This is a genomic window from Salinivibrio sp. VYel1 (genome assembly GCF_009377945.1).
Classification (GTDB): domain Bacteria; phylum Pseudomonadota; class Gammaproteobacteria; order Enterobacterales; family Vibrionaceae; genus Salinivibrio; species Salinivibrio siamensis.
In genome coordinates this window covers 43,345-60,898 of record NZ_RSAM01000015.1, presented here as the reverse complement: position 1 = coordinate 60,898, position 17,554 = coordinate 43,345, and the positions used below count along the sequence as shown (strand labels likewise).

The window sequence follows — 17,554 nt, the reverse complement described above, 5'->3', positions numbered from 1 at the left end:
TATGAAATTTTATCGTCGCTTAAACGCGTTTGATGCGGTGAGTTTTGACTTGGATGATACCTTGTACGATAACTGGCCGGTGATCGCACGTGCGGAGGCGGCGCTAAACGACTATTTGAGTGAGCACTGCCCGCCGCTCGCCGCGCTTGATAAAGCCACCCTTGCGGGATTTCGCCGCCAAGCCCGTGATGAGAACCCTGCCCAACGCTTTGATGTTACCGCGATGCGGGTTGCCCAGCTGACGCTTGCCGGTGAGCATGTTGGTTTAACCGCGGAGAAGGCGCGCGCACAAGCCCAAGCGGCGACCACCTTCTTTTGCGGATATCGCAGTGACTTTACTCCGCCGGCGCACAGTTTGGCTTACTTAAAAGCCTGGTCCGAGAAACTGCCATTGGTGGCCATCACCAACGGTAACGTCGACACCGATGCGATTGGCCTGACGCCGTTTTTCCAGCATATTTTCCGTGCCGGTGAACACGGGGCAGCCAAGCCGAGCCCAGAGATGTTTGATAAAGCCGCGCAGGCCTTGGGCATCGCCCCGGCGCGTATTTTACATGTGGGCGATCACTTAAGCTCGGATGTGTCTGGGGCGCGCCAAGCGGGCATGCAAGCCTGTTGGATCCGCCCAGAGCGCCAGTCCCCCATGATGCATAAAGGGCGCACCTTGCCGGATGTGGCGATCGACGATTTATCTGAGCTCGATACCCTTATTCAGCAGTGGCACCGCTAACCGGTGCCGCTTTGTTTTCGGGCTAGCCAGTTATCGAGGTTAAGCCAACCCGGCCCCCACACACTGACCACCAATAAGATCACGCCCCACATAATGTGGTCATCATAGCCACGCTCCCATAGCAGTGGGTAGGAAGCGACCGCGACAATGTTGAACACAAATAACGCCAAGGTCATGGGGCGTGCGAGCAGGCCCAAAGCAACAAATACTGGCAAAATCAGCTCCGCCGCGGTCCCTAAATACGCGGCCAGCTGCCACGGCAGCAACGGCACCTGATACTCATACTCGAACAGGTATAGCGTGCTGTCCCAGTTTTGGTATTTGATCAGCCCAGATTGAAAAAAAATCCACGCCACGTAGACGCGACCCATTAGCAGAAGTAACGGCTGCAGTGGGGTAAGCGCGCGAGTGAAGGTGTGATTGATTGTGGTTAGCCACATGGCTTACTCCTTAGCATTGCAGGCAGTCGTTGGGGTGGTAAATGCATTCATGGCCGCGAGCTCAGACACACACGCAAGTTGCGTCTCTGACAGCGCGCCTAATGGTGTATGGGGGCAGGCGTTGAGCACACTGACATGATGGGCACTGAGCGCGTACCAATGCACCTTGTCTTGGTTAGCAACCAGTAATAAAGCTTGCGGCTTCTCGACCACCAAGCCTTCGAACTGCTCGGTAGCGATCGCTTGCCACACGTCACTGACTGCGTAGTCGCTTTCAAATAAACGAGCTTGATGGTTGAGCGGTAAACAAACCTGCGCTTGTTGCTCAGGGCTTAGCGACGCGAGCGCGCTGCCTTCAAACGTCGGAGAGGGAGGGGTGAGAGTGAGCACCACTTGCGCCCACTCAAAACGGGCAAGCTCGGCGCAACACGGCACGGCCTCGATAATATTGGGTAGGGCGCGCAAGGTCGCATCGAACTGTGCGCCATAGTCTTCCATCACCCCGGTTTGTGGGGGATGCACCATCGCATGATGACGCGCTACCGCGTCAAAACACGCCTCACCCAGTAGTGCACAGGTCTTGGGATACACGCATTTTAGCGTGTCGGTCAGGGTGACCACATAATGGTTACGATAAATCTGCAATCGTTTGTCAGCGGCAAGGCGACCGTCTTTTATCGGCAGCGGCTGAGGGTCATCTCGCAATGTGGCAGCAAAGGCCTGCTGCAGGGTTGCCAGCGTCATACCGCCTCCTTATGTCGAGCTAGTCGGTGGTGGGCTTTGGCCGCTTCTGCTAACAATCGCTCGGGTGCGGGCAAGTCAGTATCCCACTCAATGAGGGTGTGGCGAGGGCCGTGGCGGTCAATCCACTGTTGATAGAGCGTCCATACTGCCTCGCTAACCGGCTGGTTATGGGTGTCTATCCAAATTTCTCCTGCGGGGGTGTGTTTGACGGTAAACCCAGCAAGGTGAATTTCTTTCACCGCATGGGCGGGAATCGCGTCAAGGTAGGTGCTGGCGCTGAAATCATGGTTAAACGCGCTGACATGAACGTTATTTAAATCGAGCAGTAAATCGCAGCCCGTGCGAGCGTGTACTTCGGCGAGAAAGTCCCATTCGTGGTAGTCACCCTGAGCAAAGCTTAAATAGCTCGATGGGTTCTCAATCAGCAGAGGACGCTGCAGCGCGTCTTGAACCTGTTGCACATTGGTGCAAAACACCCGCAATGCCTGCTCGGTGTAAGGGAGGGGGAGTAAATCGTGAAAGTGCTGCCCGTCTATCCGGCTCCAACTTAAATGGTCAGACACAAACAGTGGCTCGACGTGTTTGACCAGTGTACACAATTTGTCTAAATGTGCCCGATCAAGCGGCTCGTCGCTCCCCAGCGACAGCCCCACGCCATGACAGCTGATGGCGTAATCCTCACGTAACCGCATCAGGGTTGAGAAGGCAGGACGGTGGGGACGGAAATAGTTTTCACTGTGAATTTCTAACCAGCCAAGCTTTGGGCGATATTGGTCGAAGTAGGCGAGATGTGGTTGTCTGAGCCCCACGCCGGTCAAAACGGTTGCCTCATCCATGGTTGCTCCTTGTGGTCAAATGACAAAGCCCGGGGTTAGCCCGGGCGCGCCATATCACGATGACGAGGTACTGCCGCCGGCTAAGCGATCGCACAAGCCTTTTGGTACCATCACAAACGCATCTTTTTGGCCGTCTTCGGTGGAGGTGCCCGCGCAGGAGCTAGTGTTGGTGGCGCAGTCATTTTGTCCGGCTTTGGCGACGCCATAGCATTTTTCTTTTTCTGCCGCATGGGCCGGTGCGCTAGTGAGTGTGGTCGCGCCTACGGCCAGCAATCCTGTGACAGCGGCGGCAACCGCTAGGTTAGTATGTTTCATCATGCTTCCTCTTCTTGTTCCGTGTTGGTGTTATCAGCCCACTGATTGGTGGTGGGCATATAAACCAAGATAGGAAAACACTGCGCAATCTTTCACCACTTAAGCGATTTTTTGCGTGCTGGTGGCTAACCTGCTGAATTATTGTTTAAAAAAGTTGCGTCGGGATCGGGCGCGCAATTTAGTGGCGAGCTGGTATAATCGCTAACCAGTGTATAAATACCCAGTAAAATGGCAGGTGGCGATGGACGTATCAACTCTTCTTGACGGACTCAACGACAAACAGCGTGAAGCCGTGGCCGCGCCGCTCGGCAACCATTTGGTGTTGGCAGGTGCTGGCAGTGGTAAAACCCGGGTGCTGGTTCATCGTATGGCTTGGCTGATGCGGGTCGAAGAGGCATCGCCGTTCTCGGTGATGGCGGTCACCTTCACCAACAAAGCGGCAGCGGAAATGCGCGGCCGTATCGAGCAATTGATGCAAGGCACCGCCTCTGGCATGTGGTGTGGCACCTTCCACGGCATTTGCCATCGTATTCTCCGTGCCCACTATTTGGACGCCAACCTGCCACAAGACTTCCAAATTCTTGATTCAGACGATCAGCAGCGTTTGCTACGTCGGTTAATTAAAGCGCAAAACTTGGATGAAAAACACTGGCCCGCCAAGCAAGCGAGTTGGTACATCAATGGCAAAAAAGATGAAGGCTTGCGCCCCAAGCACATTGATACCCGCCATGATCCGGTTGAAAGTACTTGGCTGCGGATTTATCAGGCTTATCAAGAAGCCTGTGATCGCGCCGGTTTGGTGGATTTTGCCGAGATCTTGCTGCGAACGTTAGAGTTATTGCGCGATAAAGCGGTGATCCGCGAACACTACCAAGCGCGTTTCCAGCACATTTTGGTGGATGAGTTCCAAGATACCAACAACATCCAATATGCTTGGTTGCGCATGATGGCGGGCCAACAGGCGCATGTGATGATTGTGGGGGACGACGACCAATCCATTTACGGTTGGCGTGGCGCGAAAGTCGAAAATATTCAGCGTTTTCTGGATGATTTCACCACCCCGCAGACCATTCGTTTGGAGCAAAACTACCGCTCAACCAGTACGATTTTGCAAGCGGCGAACACCCTGATTGAAAACAATGCCGACCGGATGGGCAAAAGCCTGTGGACCGAGGGCAAAGAGGGTGAGCCCATCTCTGTGTATGCCGGTTTTAATGAGCTGGATGAAGCGCGTTTTGTGGTCGGGAAAATCAAAACCTGGCAAGACGAAGGCGGCGCGCTCACCGACAGCGCGATTTTATACCGCAACAACGCCCAATCTCGGGTGCTGGAAGAAGCCTTAATTCAAGCCGGTCTCCCTTATCGTATCTACGGCGGCATGCGCTTTTTCGAACGTCAGGAAATCAAAGATGCGCTGGCCTATTTACGTTTGATGGCGAATCGCAATGACGATGCGGCGTTTGAGCGGGTGGTAAACACGCCCACTCGGGGGATTGGTGATCGCACCCTTGAGACGCTTCGTGGCGCGGCGCGCGATCGTGGCCAAACCTTATGGCACACGGCCGAGCAAATCTTGGCAGAAAAAGCACTGGCAGGACGCGCAGCCAATGCGCTGGGCCGGTTTATCGAGCTGGTCAATGCGCTAGAAGATGACACTCGTGACATGGCACTGTATCAACAAACCGATGCGGTGATCCGTCACTCCGGCTTGCGCGCCATGTACGAGCAAGAAAAAGGTGAAAAAGCGCAAGCGCGTGTCGATAACTTGGAAGAGTTGGTGACGGCTACGCGCCAATTTACGCCTCCTGAAGAGGCGGAAGCGGAAGGGATGACACCGCTGTCGGCGTTCTTGGCCCACGCCGCCCTTGAGGCCGGTGAAGGCCAAGCGGACGAGTTTGATGATGCGGTCCAATTGATGACCTTACACAGTGCCAAAGGCCTCGAATTCCCCTTAGTCTTTATGGTCGGGGTGGAAGAGGGTATGTTCCCCAGCCAGATGTCAGCCGAAGAAGCGGGCCGCTTAGAAGAAGAGCGTCGCCTTTGCTATGTCGGCATGACGCGAGCGATGGAAAAGCTCTATCTGACCTACGCAGAAATGCGCCGTGTGTACGGCAAAGACATGTTCCATAAGATCTCGCGCTTTATTCGTGAGCTGCCCGAGGCCTGCTTGGAAGAAGTGCGGATGCGTGCCAATGTCTCACGCCCTGCCGCAAGCGGTGGTCGTTTTTCCAAAACGCAGACTCAGGAGAACTTTAACCAAACCGGGTTTAGTTTGGGTCAGCGGGTTCAACACCCTAAATTTGGTGAAGGCACCATCATCAACTTTGAAGGCAGTGGCGGACAAAGCCGCGTGCAAGTTGCCTTTAATGGGGAAGGGATTAAGTGGTTGGTGACTCAGTACGCCAAACTGGAAGCGCTTTAAGCTCGACCGGTTAACGCCAAAAAACGCCCAGCCTCGGCTGGGCGTGTTGGTATTTATCCAATCACCTGCGCTTTTCGGCCGCGGTGTTAGCCGAACACGCCAGCTTGCCAAACGACCGCGCCACCTAGCAGCAAAAACAACAACGCACACAGGCCATCGATAACCGGGGCGACTTTGGTGAGCACTTGCTGTACGCGACTGCCTGATAGCAGCCAGGCAAGCGAAGAAAACCAGCCTAATGAGAGTAGGAACACGACCGCCACGGCCATGGCTTTGCCGCTGGCAGACATGCTCGCCGGCACCAAGGTACTCATCAACGAAATAAAAAACACCAAGGCTTTAGGGTTAAAAAGGTTGGTCAGCACCCCTTTCCAAAAGGCCTGTTTTTGGCCGCGTACCGCAGGCGCATCATTGGCGGTTTGCGCCGGTGCTGTGGTGGCGGCGAGCAAGCCTTTAATGGCGCTAAGGCCTAAATACATCAGCACACTGCCCCCGGCCACCTGCACCCACATAAACAGTTGTGGGTGCTGATGCACCAACAGGCTGATGCCGGTAATGCTCAGTATTGTGTGCGCCAAAATACTGAGCGATAACCCTAGTGCGATCGCTAAGCCAGTGGCACGGCCATAACGGGTCGCATTTTGGAGCACCAAGGCAAAGTCGGGCCCGGGGCTGAGCAGCGCAACCATATGCACCCCCGCCAGCGTGGCGAGAATAGCGAACTCATTCATCCTGATTTTCCTGCTGACAAAGGAGTGGTCTCTATCTTGGCTTCTTGCTGGCGCTTAGCTCGATAGGCATCAAAGCTAAATATCGCCAAGGCGGCCCAAATAAAGGCAAAGGTGGTGGCTTTATCTGGGGTAAAGGGTTCGTCATACAAGCCGACGGCAAGTAAAAACATTAAGCTGGGGCCGATATATTGGAAAAAGCCCAATACCGTCAAGGGTAAGCGGGTGGCGGCGCCGGTAAAGCACAGTAAAGGCACCGTCGTGATCAAACCGGCAGCGGCCAGTAGCATATTCAGGTTGATGGGATTATCGAGCAGGTTGGCGCTGGGTGTATCGGCAAACTGCCACAGATAAATCAGCGCAACGGGCAAGAGTGTGCAGGTCTCCACAAACAAACCCGGCACCGCAGGGAGATTGATTTTTTTGCGCAGTAAGCCGTAAATCGCAAAACTGGTGGCCAGCACCAACGCAATCCAAGGCAGTGAACCAAAGGTGATCAGTTGTACCAATACCCCTACCAACGCCAGCGCAGCCGCAAGCCACTGTAGACGGCGGAAACGCTCACCAAGAAAGATCATCCCCAGCGCTACGTTCACCAGTGGATTAATGTAGTAGCCAAGGCTGGCATCTAGCATGCGGTTATTGACAATCGCCCAGATAAAAATCAGCCAATTACAGCCAATAAAGCAAGAGGTGAGCATCAACATCAACAGCTTTTTCGGCGCGCGGACAATCGGCTTGAGCTGATAAAAACGACGGGTGAAAAAAAGCAGTAATGCCAAAAAAACAAACGACCACAATACCCGGTGCGCTAAAATTTCCGGCGCCGGAATATGGTTGACCGTTTTAAAGTACATGGGGGCGATACCCCACATAATATAGGCCGCAAGGGCCAATAACACGCCTTGACGTGTACGTTTTGGATCAGGAATCACAGCGCAGTCTCGTTATAAGTGTCGGTCAGGGATGAACACCAACGTGTGCATGTTGCCTAGATGTAACAAGTTGTAAGGGCGGGCGCAAGCACCTTTCTCTGTGCTCAGGGTTTCATCGCTTACGGGGTGTCGGTAGAATGAGCGCCAGTTTGAGTAATGAGCTTGATTATGTCCGCCACCCCCGCCCATGCCGATGCGTCAACCGCGACTGACGTCGCTACCGCTGATCCTGCCATGAGTCCTGCCCATCAGGTACTCAAAGCGGTGTTTGGTTATCACCAGTTCCGCGAGGGTCAGCAAGCGGTGATTGATGCGGCGATTGCGGGGCGTGACGCCTTGGTGATTATGCCGACCGGGGGCGGGAAATCACTGTGCTATCAGATCCCTGCGTTGGTGCGCACTGGCTTGACCGTGGTGATTTCACCTTTGATTTCATTGATGAAAGATCAGGTTGACCAGCTTAATGCCAATGGTGTTGCCGCGGCGTGTTTAAACTCAGCGATGACGCCTGAGGCGCAAGCGGACACCTTGCGCACGTTAAATCAGGGGGAGGTGAAGCTACTCTATGTGTCGCCTGAGCGCGCGTTAGGGCGCGACTTTATCCATCGCTTAACCGAGTGGCAACTGGCGTTGATTGCGGTCGACGAAGCGCACTGTATTTCCCAATGGGGCCATGACTTTCGCCGCGAATATGCCTCTTTAGGCCAGCTCAAACAGCACTTTCCTGATGTGCCTGTGATGGCGCTGACAGCCACCGCCGATGCCACCACGCGCGAGGATATTTTATCCCGCCTTGCTCTGCACGATCCCTTGGTGCATCTGGGTAGCTTTGACCGCCCTAACATTCGCTACACCTTGCTGGAAAAGCACAAGCCCTTGGCGCAATTGGTGCAGTTTCTGACTGGCCTGCGTGGTCAGTCTGGGATTGTTTATTGTAATAGTCGCAAGCGGGTTGAGCAGGTCACTCAAAAACTGTGTGATAACAATATGCTCGCCGCTGCCTACCATGCGGGAATGAGCACTGAGGCGCGCGGCTCTGTGCAAGAGGCGTTTCAACGTGACGATGTCAACATTGTGGTGGCGACCGTGGCATTTGGGATGGGGATCAATAAGCCCAATGTCCGCTTTGTGGTGCACTATGATGTGCCGCGCAATATTGAATCTTACTACCAAGAAACCGGCCGAGCAGGGCGAGATGGATTACCGGCTGAAGCGGTGTTGTTGTATGACCCCTCCGACATGGGATGGCTCCATCGCTGCTTGGAAGAAAAGCCGGATGGGCCCCAAAAGCAGGTCGAAAGTCATAAACTGACCGCGATGGGCGCGTTTGCTGAAGCGCAAACCTGTCGCCGTTTAGTGCTCCTAAACTACTTTGGCGAGAATCGCCAAACCCCTTGTGGCAACTGTGATATTTGTCTCGACCCACCCACCCATTTTGATGGCACCGAACAAGCACAAAAAGCGCTGTCGTGCGTGTACCGTGTTAACCAAAGCTTCGGGGTTGGATATGTGGTGGAAGTGTTGCGCGGGATGCAAAATCAGCGCATTAAAGATCATGGTCACGACAAGCTCTCTACCTATGGCATCGGGCGAGAGTGGAGCCATGAATACTGGGTGAGTATTATTCGCCAATTGATCCACCGCGGTTATCTGGTGCAAAACATTGCCCGTAGTTCGGTGCTGCAGTTGACCGAACAAGCGCGACCATTGCTGCGCAGCGAGATTGCCCTCGAGCTGGCGGTGCCGCGTATTGGCCTCAGCCCTCGCACCAAAGCCAACAAGCTGAGCCAGCGCCATTACGATAAAAAACTGTTTGCCAAGCTGCGTAAGTTACGGAAAGCCATTGCTGACGAAGAAGATATTCCGCCTTACGTGGTATTTAACGATGCCAGTTTGATGGAAATGGCCGAGATGCTGCCGTCATCTCAAGCAGAGCTCCTGGCGGTGAGTGGCGTGGGGCAGCGCAAGCTAGAAAAATTCGGCGATGCGTTTTTGGACTTAATTGATGATCATCTTAGTGTAAGTGAATTTGGTTATGGCGCCGAGTAACTGGCAACTGATGGCGTCCGACGGCGCCTTGGCGTTTTATCAGCCGCAGCTTGATGCGGATAATGCTAAAGAAGTCTGTCAGCCATTGTTAGACACCCTCGCAGCCTCTGTGCTTGAGCGGCAACAAGACGCGGACATGATGACCTGGCTGATTGATTTTGAAGGCACTCGGCTAATGCTCAAAGCGGCGCATTATACCCAGAGCGTGTGGTTGGAGCCGTTGGACAGCGACGGCGATGAGGTGATTGCGTTTTTACATCGCTGGTGGACGCGTCATCCGCCTCTCTAAATTGCACTGGCACCGTCGATTGATTGCTGTATAATTCGCCACCTCGCGCTACCTGCAGACAGGTAGCTAAGTTTTTTGGGTTCCCTCGCCCCCAATAACAAAAAGGTGCACTATGAGCCACTTTTCTCTTGCTCAGCAGCGTAAAGCGCTGGGCTACCTCGTGATTTTTCATTTACTGATCATTGCCTCCAGCAACTACTTGGTGCAGATACCCTTTACGGTATGGGGGTTTCATACCACGTGGGGAGCGTTTACCTTTCCGTTTATTTTCTTGGCGACGGATTTAACGGTCAGGATCTATGGTCCAGCATTGGCACGCCGTATTATCTTGCTGGTCATGGTACCTTCGCTGCTGATTTCTTACGTATTATCCGTCTTGTTTTACCAAGGCAGCTATCAAGGCATGGAACAGCTGGGTACGTTTAATCTCACCGTTGCGCGAATTGCGATTGCCAGCTTTATGGCTTATCTGCTCGGCCAGATCTTAGATATTCATGTGTTTAACCGGTTACGCCAGCAACGCCAATGGTGGGTCGCGCCGAGTTGTTCTACCTTGTTTGGTAATGCGTCAGACACGCTCGCGTTCTTTGCGATTGCGTTTTACCAAAGCCAGGATGCTTTTATGGCCGAGCATTGGGTTGAAATTGCCTTGGTAGACTATGCCTTTAAGCTGATTATTAGCTTGGGGCTGTTTATTCCTATGTATGGAGTGTTACTCAACTTGATTATTCGAAGAATCACACAGGTGACGCCATCGGCGACGGTACAGCAAACGTCCTAATTAGTAGCAGAATAAAGAGTCGCATCGCGGCTCTTTTTTTACATCAATGCGGGGAGGTGAGATGGAAATTCGTGCTGGGCACTTAGAGGAGGCGGTAACGGTGCTTAACAGCGTGCCCGAGTTGGATGCGGGTGTATCCTTGGAGCAATGCCACGCGCGATTAGCCGGACGCACGGCATTGGTATTGGTGGGATATCTACACGGTGAGCCTGTGGGGGCGAAAATAGGCTATGCCACCAGTGAGACCCAGTTTTATAGCTGGCTCGGCGGAGTGACCAAAGCGGCCCGTGGCAAAGGGGTGGCGAAAGCGCTACTCAAGGCTCAAGAAGCGTGGGTTGATGAGTCGGGTTATCAAACGCTTGCGGTTAAATCACGCAACCGCTTTACCGCGATGGTTTGTATGCTGGTTTGTCATGGTTATCAGATTGTGGCGTTGGAGGAAAAGGGTCAGCCTGCTGACTATCGCCTTTATTTTGAGAAGCAGATCAATAATTGAGCAGTGAATGCAAAATAATCGCATTTTCTTCTTGATGAACGATAATGAGAATGGTTATTATTAACTTGCACTCAGGGCAAGCCCACATGCTTAACCCTGAAGGCACGACATTGCTCACATTGCTTCCAGTGTATTAGCGGGGCGCTTATCAGACAGTGATTAAGTTAGCCTATTTTTGCTAGGCGACACCTCTCGGGGTGTCGCTTTTTTCTTTTCTGGGCAAGGGCTTTTCGAACCCGGGTTGTTGGTGTGATGGCTGTGGGTGCAATGACAGTTTGATGACAATGAGAGAGTCTGCGCACAAGATCAACAAATGAAAAATATTCTCAATTAAGTGTTGAAAACGGTAATGAGAATGGTTATTGTTAACTTGTCTTCAGGGCCAAGCCCACATGCTCAGCGCTGAAGGCACGACATTGCTCACATTGCTTCCAGTGTATTGGGGCCAGCAAACTGTTACTAAGACAGCTTTGATTTTGCGCTCACTTGTTATAGCGACGCCCATCTCGGCGTCGCTTTTTTCTTTTCTCTTCTTTGTCTCTTTGTGGATGAGCGTGGCTTAGGCGAGCTCAACCAATTTTTTTACCATACGATTGATGCCAACGGCCGCACCAGTGACGGATGTCGCGAGCATATAGGCGGGGGTGGAAAGCAGATGGTGACGTTGGTCTAACACATAATCCGATACCGGACACTCTATATGTTCACCGCCCATACGATTAAAGGCGGCGGCGATATCGGGCTTATTACCAATGGTGCCTTTGACGCCTTTCGGGTAGATCTGCGGGATCATAATAGGGGCAATACACATATAGCCAGCAGGCTTCTCGGAACGGGCAAAGGCCTGACACACCGCAAACATATCTTGGTGCACCTGAACCGGATCGCCATTGTAGGCAAAATCCGACAAGTTTTTCGCTGCCCCAAAGCCCCCGGGAACCAGTAAGGCGTCGAAGTCATCGGCGTTCAGATCGGTCAGCGGAAGAATATCTCCACGTACAATGCGGCTGGCTTCAGTGAGCACATTACGCGTTTCGCTCATCGCCTCGCCAGTACGATGGTTAATGACATGGTGCTGATCGATATCTGGCGCAAAGCACTGCCATTGGGCATCGTTTTGCTCAAGGGCAAGTAGGGATAACACAGTTTCTTGGATCTCGGCACCGTCAAACACGCCGCAGCCAGATAAGATCACAGCAACCTTTTTCATGACGCTCTCCTTGTATCGGCATTTACAATATTGCAATCAGAGTGGGCAATGCATAAAGCATCGTCTACGCTTAATGGCGTTTGACAGTGTCGCATTGGCCAAGGGCTTATGCGAAATAGTAGTCAAGATCGCAAGATAAATTGGTGATTATCTCCGCAGTTTGTGATGACTTTCTCTGCAACCTTTGACACCGATAGCGATTTCTTTTTCCACACCACAGGATCCTTTTTCGATCAAGATCTAGATCCTGGTTTTTTATTTAAGTTGATGTTTTTATTTAATAAAAAATCCATTTTTCATGCTTGTTTAGACAAAATCAAAATCCTATAAAATAATTACCAACAAAGTTATCCACAGATTGGCGACCTTGTGGGAAAAACCATGGTTAACAGGGGTCGAGACTCGTGGCATGCTTAACGGCTAACGTGTTTAACTGGCGATCAAGATTCTGATATGGCAACTCTTCCCGACAATCCGTTAATCCTTGTGGATGGCTCTTCGTATCTTTACCGGGCATACCATGCGTCTCCCAATCTCACTAATAGCCAAGGCGAACCCACTGGCGCGGTGTTTGGGGTGGTGAATATGCTGCGCAGCCTGTTGCGACAGTACCCGCATTCGCATGTGGCGGTGATTTTTGATGCCAAAGGGAAGACGTTCCGTGACGACATGTACGAGCAGTACAAAGCCAACCGTCCACCGATGCCAGAGGATCTACGCGGGCAAATTGAACCTTTGCACAAGATTATCAACGCGATGGGCTTGCCTTTACTGGCGGTAGAGGGCGTGGAAGCCGACGATGTTATCGGCACGCTCGCTACTCAAGCCTCGAAAGCGGGGATGCCGGTGCTTATCAGTACGGGTGATAAAGACATGGCGCAGTTGGTGGATGAGCATGTCACCTTAATCAACACCATGACTAATGTGGTGATGGATCCTGAGGCGGTGCGTGAGAAGTATGGTTTCGGCCCTGAGCATATTATTGATTATCTGGCTCTGATGGGCGACAAAGTCGATAATATTCCTGGCGTACCGGGTGTGGGCGATAAAACCGCGACCGCGTTGATTGCCAATCTAGGTGGCTTGGACGATATTTACGCCAACCTTGATAAGATTGCTGAGCTCAGCTTCCGCGGTGCCAAAAGCATGGCGAAGAAATTGACTGAGCATCGAGAAGCCGCTTACCTGTCATATCAACTCGCTACGATTAAATTGGATGTAGCGCTCGATTTCACCCCTGAACAGCTGGTCAAGCAAGCGCCTGATAATGACACCTTGGTGACCATGTATCGTGATTTGCAATTCCGCCGCTGGCTCAAAGAGCTGGATGAAGGTGATGCGCCGGAAGAAGTGGTGTCTGATGAACCTATCTCGCAAGCGGCCACGATTGACCGTAGTGGCTACCAAACGCTATTAACGCGGGACGCACTAGACACTTGGCTGAAGAAAATTCGTGATGCTGAGGTGGTGGCGGTCGATACCGAAACCGATAGTCTCAACTATATGGAAGCCAATCTGGTTGGGATTTCATTTGCCGTCGCGCCAGGTGAAGCGGCCTATGTACCCGTGGCTCATGATTATCTGGAAGCGCCCGCGCAGTTATCGCTGGATGAAGTGCTGGAGGTGTTACGCCCTTGGTTGGAAGACCCTTCAGCGGCGAAAGTTGGCCAGAATCTGAAATATGATGCCAGTGTGTTTGCGCGTCACGGGATCACCTTAAAAGGGATTGCCTATGACACCATGCTCGAGTCGTACGTCTATAACAGTGTGGCGGGACGCCATGACATGGACAGCCTCGCTGAGCGCTACTTGCAGCACACCTGCATCAGCTTTGAAGAGATAGCGGGGAAAGGCAAGAAACAACTGACCTTTAATCAAATTCCTCTTGAGCAAGCGGCACCTTATGCGGCGGAAGATGCCGATATTACGTTGCGTTTGCACCAATACCTGATTGGTAAAGTCACCAGTGACGAGAAACTGAAAACCATTTTTGAGTGCTATGAGATGCCGTTAGTCAGCGTGTTGTCGCGTATGGAACGTCATGGTGTGCTAATCGACAAAGACAAGCTGGCGACCCAATCAGAGGCGCTACATACTCGCTTGATTGAGCTTGAGCGTGAAGCGTTTGAGATTGCTGGTGAGGAGTTCAACTTAAGCTCGCCCAAGCAACTACAAGCGATTTTGTTTGAGAAAATGGGCCTGCCGGTGGTAAAGAAAACCCCATCAGGCAGCCCCTCAACCAATGAAGAAGTGCTGCAAGAGCTCTCTCTCGATTACCCGCTGCCAGCGCGGATTCTGGAATACCGTGGGTTGGCAAAACTCAAATCGACGTATACGGACAAGTTGCCGCGCATGATCAATGCGCAAACCGGCCGCGTGCATACCTCGTATCATCAAGCCGTTACTGCAACAGGGCGCTTATCGTCCACCGATCCGAACTTACAAAATATCCCTATTCGTAACGAACAGGGTCGCCGTATTCGAGAAGCCTTCACCGCGGAACCGGATCACACCATTTTGGCGGTCGATTACTCGCAAATCGAATTGCGGATTATGGCGCACTTATCCGGTGATAAAGCCTTGCTAGAAGCCTTCCGTGAGGGCAAAGATATTCACGCCGCCACCGCAGCGGAAGTGATGGGGGTAAGCCTCGATGAAGTCACCAGTGAACAGCGTCGCCGCGCCAAAGCAATCAACTTTGGCCTGATTTATGGCATGAGTGCCTTTGGCTTATCTCGTCAATTAGGGATTGGTCGCCATGAAGCACAAAGCTATATGGATACTTACTTTGAGCGTTATCCAGGCGTGAAGGCCTACATGGACCGCACCCGTGAACAAGCAGCGGAAAAAGGCTATGTGGAAACCATTTTTGGTCGTCGCCTCTATTTGCCAGAAATTAAATCGCGTAATGGCATGCGTCGTAAAGGGGCAGAGCGCGCGGCAATCAATGCGCCGATGCAAGGAACCGCCGCCGATATTATCAAGCGTGCGATGATACTGGTTGATCAATGGATTCAAGCCAATGCGGCGGATGATGCTCGCCTAGTGATGCAAGTTCACGATGAACTGGTGTTGGAAGTCAAAACGTCATCAATGTCCAAAGTTGAAAGCCAAGTACGGAAATTGATGGCATCAGCGGCTGACTTGGATGTCCCTTTGATTGCCGAAGCCGGTTTCGGAGATAACTGGGGAGAAGCCCACTAAGTTCAGGGTTTTTATTGACCTTTCTGTCGTTTTATACCGAAAGCCGATATTTTTATCGGCTTTTTTTTGGTCACTATCCACCTGATCTTTGGCGTTTTTACTCTAAACCGCCTTATTTTTATGAAAAAAAATTACGTAAGATACTTTTCAATACTGAGTGATTGATATACAGTTAACAACGTAGGGTACAGAGGTAAGATGTTCTATCTTTCAGACCTTTTGTTTCACGTTATTGGATTTGGCTGATTCAGCAGCCCCAGTCAGGATACTGACTGGGGCTTTTTTTATTGGCTAATCGTCAACGCGATGAGTCGACCCTGCCACTGCCTTTTTTGTGTTTTGCTGATTCGCATCATCCCATTCTTTTCAAAAAAATTAGAGTAATTACTTTAATTATGGCTGGAGGCTTGGTTATAATGCGCACAGCTTCTTGTTCTTTATGTGTCTATGGGGGCTGATTGAGCTCGCTTACGCACAAAGATTCGCCGACTCTCGTATTGAGGGTCGGCTTTTTTTTATCTGCGTAAGCGACAGGTGGGCCCTACCCGTCCAAGAGGGTTAATCGGTTGGCTGTGGGTCGTCTGCGATCACCGGGGGTGTTTGTTGATACCAAGCGTCTAGTTTACGGCGCAATTTGTCGACGCCCATCCCTTTGAGCGATGAGTACAACTCGACCTCAACATCCCCGCAAAAGGCCAGTGACGCTTCGCGGATTTTCATCAGTTGCTGCTTACGTGCCCCTGATTTCAATTTGTCGGCTTTGGTCAGTAGCACTAACACCGGTAAGTGAGATTCAACCGCCCAGTAAATCAGTTGCTGATCCAAGTCTTTCATCGGATGACGAATATCCATCAAGACCACTAATCCGCCAAGTTGATCACGTTTTTGTAAATATTCCCCCAGTGAACGCTGCCACTTCTCTTTCATTTCCAACGGGACTTGGGCATAACCATAACCAGGTAGGTCGACAATGTGACACCCTTCGTCCACTTTAAAGAGGTTAATTAATTGTGTGCGCCCGGGTGTCTTACTGGTCTTTGCTAGGCTCTTTTGGTCACAAAGACGGTTAAGGGAGCTAGACTTACCGGCGTTGGAACGGCCAGCAAACGCAATCTCTATCCCCGTATTATCAGGAAGATGGCGAATGTCGGGTGCGCTGGTAACAAACTGGGTGTTACGGTAATTAAGTGATTGCTCCACTGTTAACTCCGTCTCGTCTTGGTGTAGTAGACTGATTACTTTTGTGTGAATTTGTGTAAAATAACCGTGCTCGGTTTTTGATCGGTAATTGTACCATGACGGTAACTAAGTAGTGGTACTGGAAGCTTGATAATTATAAACGGAATGTCATGAAGAAATTAGCGCTAATATTGACTCTCCTCGCCAGCACTTCAGTCTGGGCCCAAGGAGATGCTGAAGCGGGCAAAGCAAAATCCAATACCTGTGTCGCCTGTCACGGTGCTGACGGTAACAGTGTTTTGCCTGATTACCCAAACTTGGCGGGTCAGCACGCCAACTATCTAGAGAAACAACTGAAAGAATTTAAGCTCGGCGCGCAAAGCGGCGGTGAGCAGGGGCGTTATAACGCTGTGATGGCTGGTATGGTGGCACCGCTCTCTGAGCAGGACATGGCAGACTTAGCGGCTTACTATGCAACCTTAACACCCAAGCCTGGCACCACGCCCGAAACGGCCATCGAAGTAGGCCGTCAGCTCTACATGGCGGGCGATCCGGAGCGCGGTATTGCAGCCTGTACAGCCTGTCATGGTCCTCGCGGGAATGGCACCCCTTCTTCTGGTTTCCCGAAAATTTCTGGCCAGCCTGCGAAGTATCTAGCCAGTCAGTTGAAAATGTTCCGTGCCGGAGAGCGTCATAATGATATGAACAAAATGATGCGCTCGGTTGCGGCGAAACTGACGGACAAGGAAATTGATGCACTGTCTAACTACTTAGGCGGGCTCCACTAATAACCGAGCTGTCCAACGAAAACGGTGGCGTAATGTACGCCACCGTTTTTTTTATCTCTTCCATTTATGCGACAGTCTATGACGCTTGGCACGCATTTTGTCAGCACATCACTGATAGCGACAACGGCGACCTTCTGCGTAAGAGATTGGCTATTCTCTTGCAAGAAAAACACGTCATTTTTTGAAAGACATATTTTATGTTCATTTAAAATCAGTCAGTTACCTCTGTGTCTTGTTTCCTGATTCAATGTTTTATGGCTGGCATTCTAGGCAGTCGCGCTCATTGCGATATGCTACCACTATCAACAGGACGTTGGTCTTAAGGACAAGTGATTGAGCCAAGCAAGGCACATGAGCACCAGGACGGTCTGACCACAGGATGTGGATGTTGCCAAGGTAGGCGCACAA

16 protein-coding genes are annotated in these 17,554 nt (G+C 51.7%); 8 read left to right on the top strand and 8 right to left on the bottom strand.

Annotated features, from left to right (window positions below; translation table 11 throughout):
• The first annotated feature begins 1 nt into the window (after nt 1).
• Entirely contained in the window at nt 2-730 is a 729-nt protein-coding gene (locus EHW58_RS13620) for an HAD-IA family hydrolase (protein WP_152797023.1), read from the top strand.
• Here the strand turns inward: EHW58_RS13620 and EHW58_RS13615 are convergent.
• From EHW58_RS13615 to EHW58_RS13600, 4 genes are read right to left on the bottom strand one after another with little or no spacing between them, the layout of a single operon-like run.
• Nucleotides 727-1,170 (bottom strand): DoxX family protein, encoded by a 444-nt coding sequence (locus tag EHW58_RS13615; protein ID WP_152797022.1) that lies wholly within the window; start codon nt 1,168-1,170, stop codon nt 727-729. The two genes, EHW58_RS13620 and EHW58_RS13615, sit on opposite strands and share 4 nt — an antisense overlap.
• A 3-nt stretch (nt 1,171-1,173) precedes the next feature.
• Nucleotides 1,174-1,914: a DNA-binding domain-containing protein gene (locus EHW58_RS13610; RefSeq protein WP_152797020.1), complete on the bottom strand. Its 741-nt coding sequence runs from the start codon at nt 1,912-1,914 to the stop codon at nt 1,174-1,176.
• Entirely contained in the window at nt 1,911-2,750 is an 840-nt protein-coding gene (locus tag EHW58_RS13605) for a DUF692 family multinuclear iron-containing protein (protein ID WP_152797019.1), read from the bottom strand. The genes EHW58_RS13610 and EHW58_RS13605 overlap by 4 nt, the downstream gene beginning before the upstream one ends.
• 54 nt (nt 2,751-2,804) lie before the next feature.
• Complete coding sequence (locus EHW58_RS13600) at nt 2,805-3,065, bottom strand: DUF2282 domain-containing protein (protein WP_046074463.1); 261 nt, start codon at nt 3,063-3,065, stop codon at nt 2,805-2,807.
• A gap of 241 nt (nt 3,066-3,306) precedes the next feature.
• On the opposite strand from EHW58_RS13600, the gene uvrD reads away from it, so the two are divergent.
• Entirely contained in the window at nt 3,307-5,487 is a 2,181-nt protein-coding gene (gene uvrD / locus EHW58_RS13595; protein ID WP_069360776.1) for a DNA helicase II, read from the top strand.
• 86 nt (nt 5,488-5,573) lie between these two features.
• Here uvrD and EHW58_RS13590 read toward each other — a convergent pair whose 3' ends face one another.
• Both EHW58_RS13590 and rarD read right to left on the bottom strand, forming a co-directional pair.
• Nucleotides 5,574-6,218 carry a LysE family translocator gene (locus EHW58_RS13590; RefSeq protein WP_077668103.1) on the bottom strand — a complete coding sequence of 215 codons (645 nt, stop codon included), beginning with the start codon at nt 6,216-6,218 and terminating at the stop codon, nt 5,574-5,576.
• Complete coding sequence (rarD, locus tag EHW58_RS13585; protein WP_172970052.1) at nt 6,215-7,147, bottom strand: EamA family transporter RarD; 933 nt, start codon at nt 7,145-7,147, stop codon at nt 6,215-6,217. The genes EHW58_RS13590 and rarD overlap by 4 nt, the downstream gene beginning before the upstream one ends.
• 237 nt (nt 7,148-7,384) lie before the next feature.
• Here rarD and recQ point away from each other — a divergent pair, with 237 nt between their 5' ends.
• The 4 genes from recQ to EHW58_RS13565 all read left to right on the top strand — a co-directional run bounded on the left by recQ (nt 7,385) and on the right by EHW58_RS13565 (nt 10,765).
• Complete coding sequence (gene recQ / locus EHW58_RS13580; protein ID WP_227486558.1) at nt 7,385-9,199, top strand: ATP-dependent DNA helicase RecQ; 1,815 nt, start codon at nt 7,385-7,387, stop codon at nt 9,197-9,199.
• A complete protein-coding gene (locus EHW58_RS13575) occupies nt 9,186-9,488 on the top strand; it encodes a DUF3630 family protein (RefSeq protein WP_152797015.1) in 303 nt (100 codons plus the stop codon). The genes recQ and EHW58_RS13575 overlap by 14 nt, the downstream gene beginning before the upstream one ends.
• 112 nt (nt 9,489-9,600) lie before the next feature.
• On the top strand, nt 9,601-10,269 hold the full coding sequence (locus tag EHW58_RS13570; protein ID WP_046074459.1) for a 7-cyano-7-deazaguanine/7-aminomethyl-7-deazaguanine transporter: 669 nt from the start codon (nt 9,601-9,603) through the stop codon (nt 10,267-10,269).
• Nucleotides 10,270-10,330: 61 nt separating this feature from the next.
• Nucleotides 10,331-10,765 carry a GNAT family N-acetyltransferase gene (locus tag EHW58_RS13565; protein ID WP_077666762.1) on the top strand — a complete coding sequence of 145 codons (435 nt, stop codon included), beginning with the start codon at nt 10,331-10,333 and terminating at the stop codon, nt 10,763-10,765.
• Between the two features lie 559 nt (nt 10,766-11,324).
• Here the strand turns inward: EHW58_RS13565 and elbB are convergent.
• Nucleotides 11,325-11,975 (bottom strand): isoprenoid biosynthesis glyoxalase ElbB, encoded by a 651-nt coding sequence (elbB, locus tag EHW58_RS13560; protein ID WP_152797012.1) that lies wholly within the window; start codon nt 11,973-11,975, stop codon nt 11,325-11,327.
• A 453-nt stretch (nt 11,976-12,428) separates the two neighbouring features.
• On the opposite strand from elbB, the gene polA reads away from it, so the two are divergent.
• Nucleotides 12,429-15,179, top strand: coding sequence for a DNA polymerase I (polA, locus tag EHW58_RS13555; protein ID WP_077639136.1), 2,751 nt, complete (start codon nt 12,429-12,431; stop codon nt 15,177-15,179).
• 558 nt (nt 15,180-15,737) lie between these two features.
• Here the strand turns inward: polA and yihA are convergent.
• Nucleotides 15,738-16,379, bottom strand: coding sequence for a ribosome biogenesis GTP-binding protein YihA/YsxC (gene yihA / locus EHW58_RS13550; RefSeq protein WP_046074455.1), 642 nt, complete (start codon nt 16,377-16,379; stop codon nt 15,738-15,740).
• Between the two features lie 149 nt (nt 16,380-16,528).
• Between yihA and EHW58_RS13545 the strand changes: the two genes are divergently transcribed.
• Nucleotides 16,529-17,146 (top strand): cytochrome c, encoded by a 618-nt coding sequence (locus EHW58_RS13545; RefSeq protein WP_046074454.1) that lies wholly within the window; start codon nt 16,529-16,531, stop codon nt 17,144-17,146.
• The last annotated feature ends 408 nt before the right edge of the window (nt 17,147-17,554 follow it).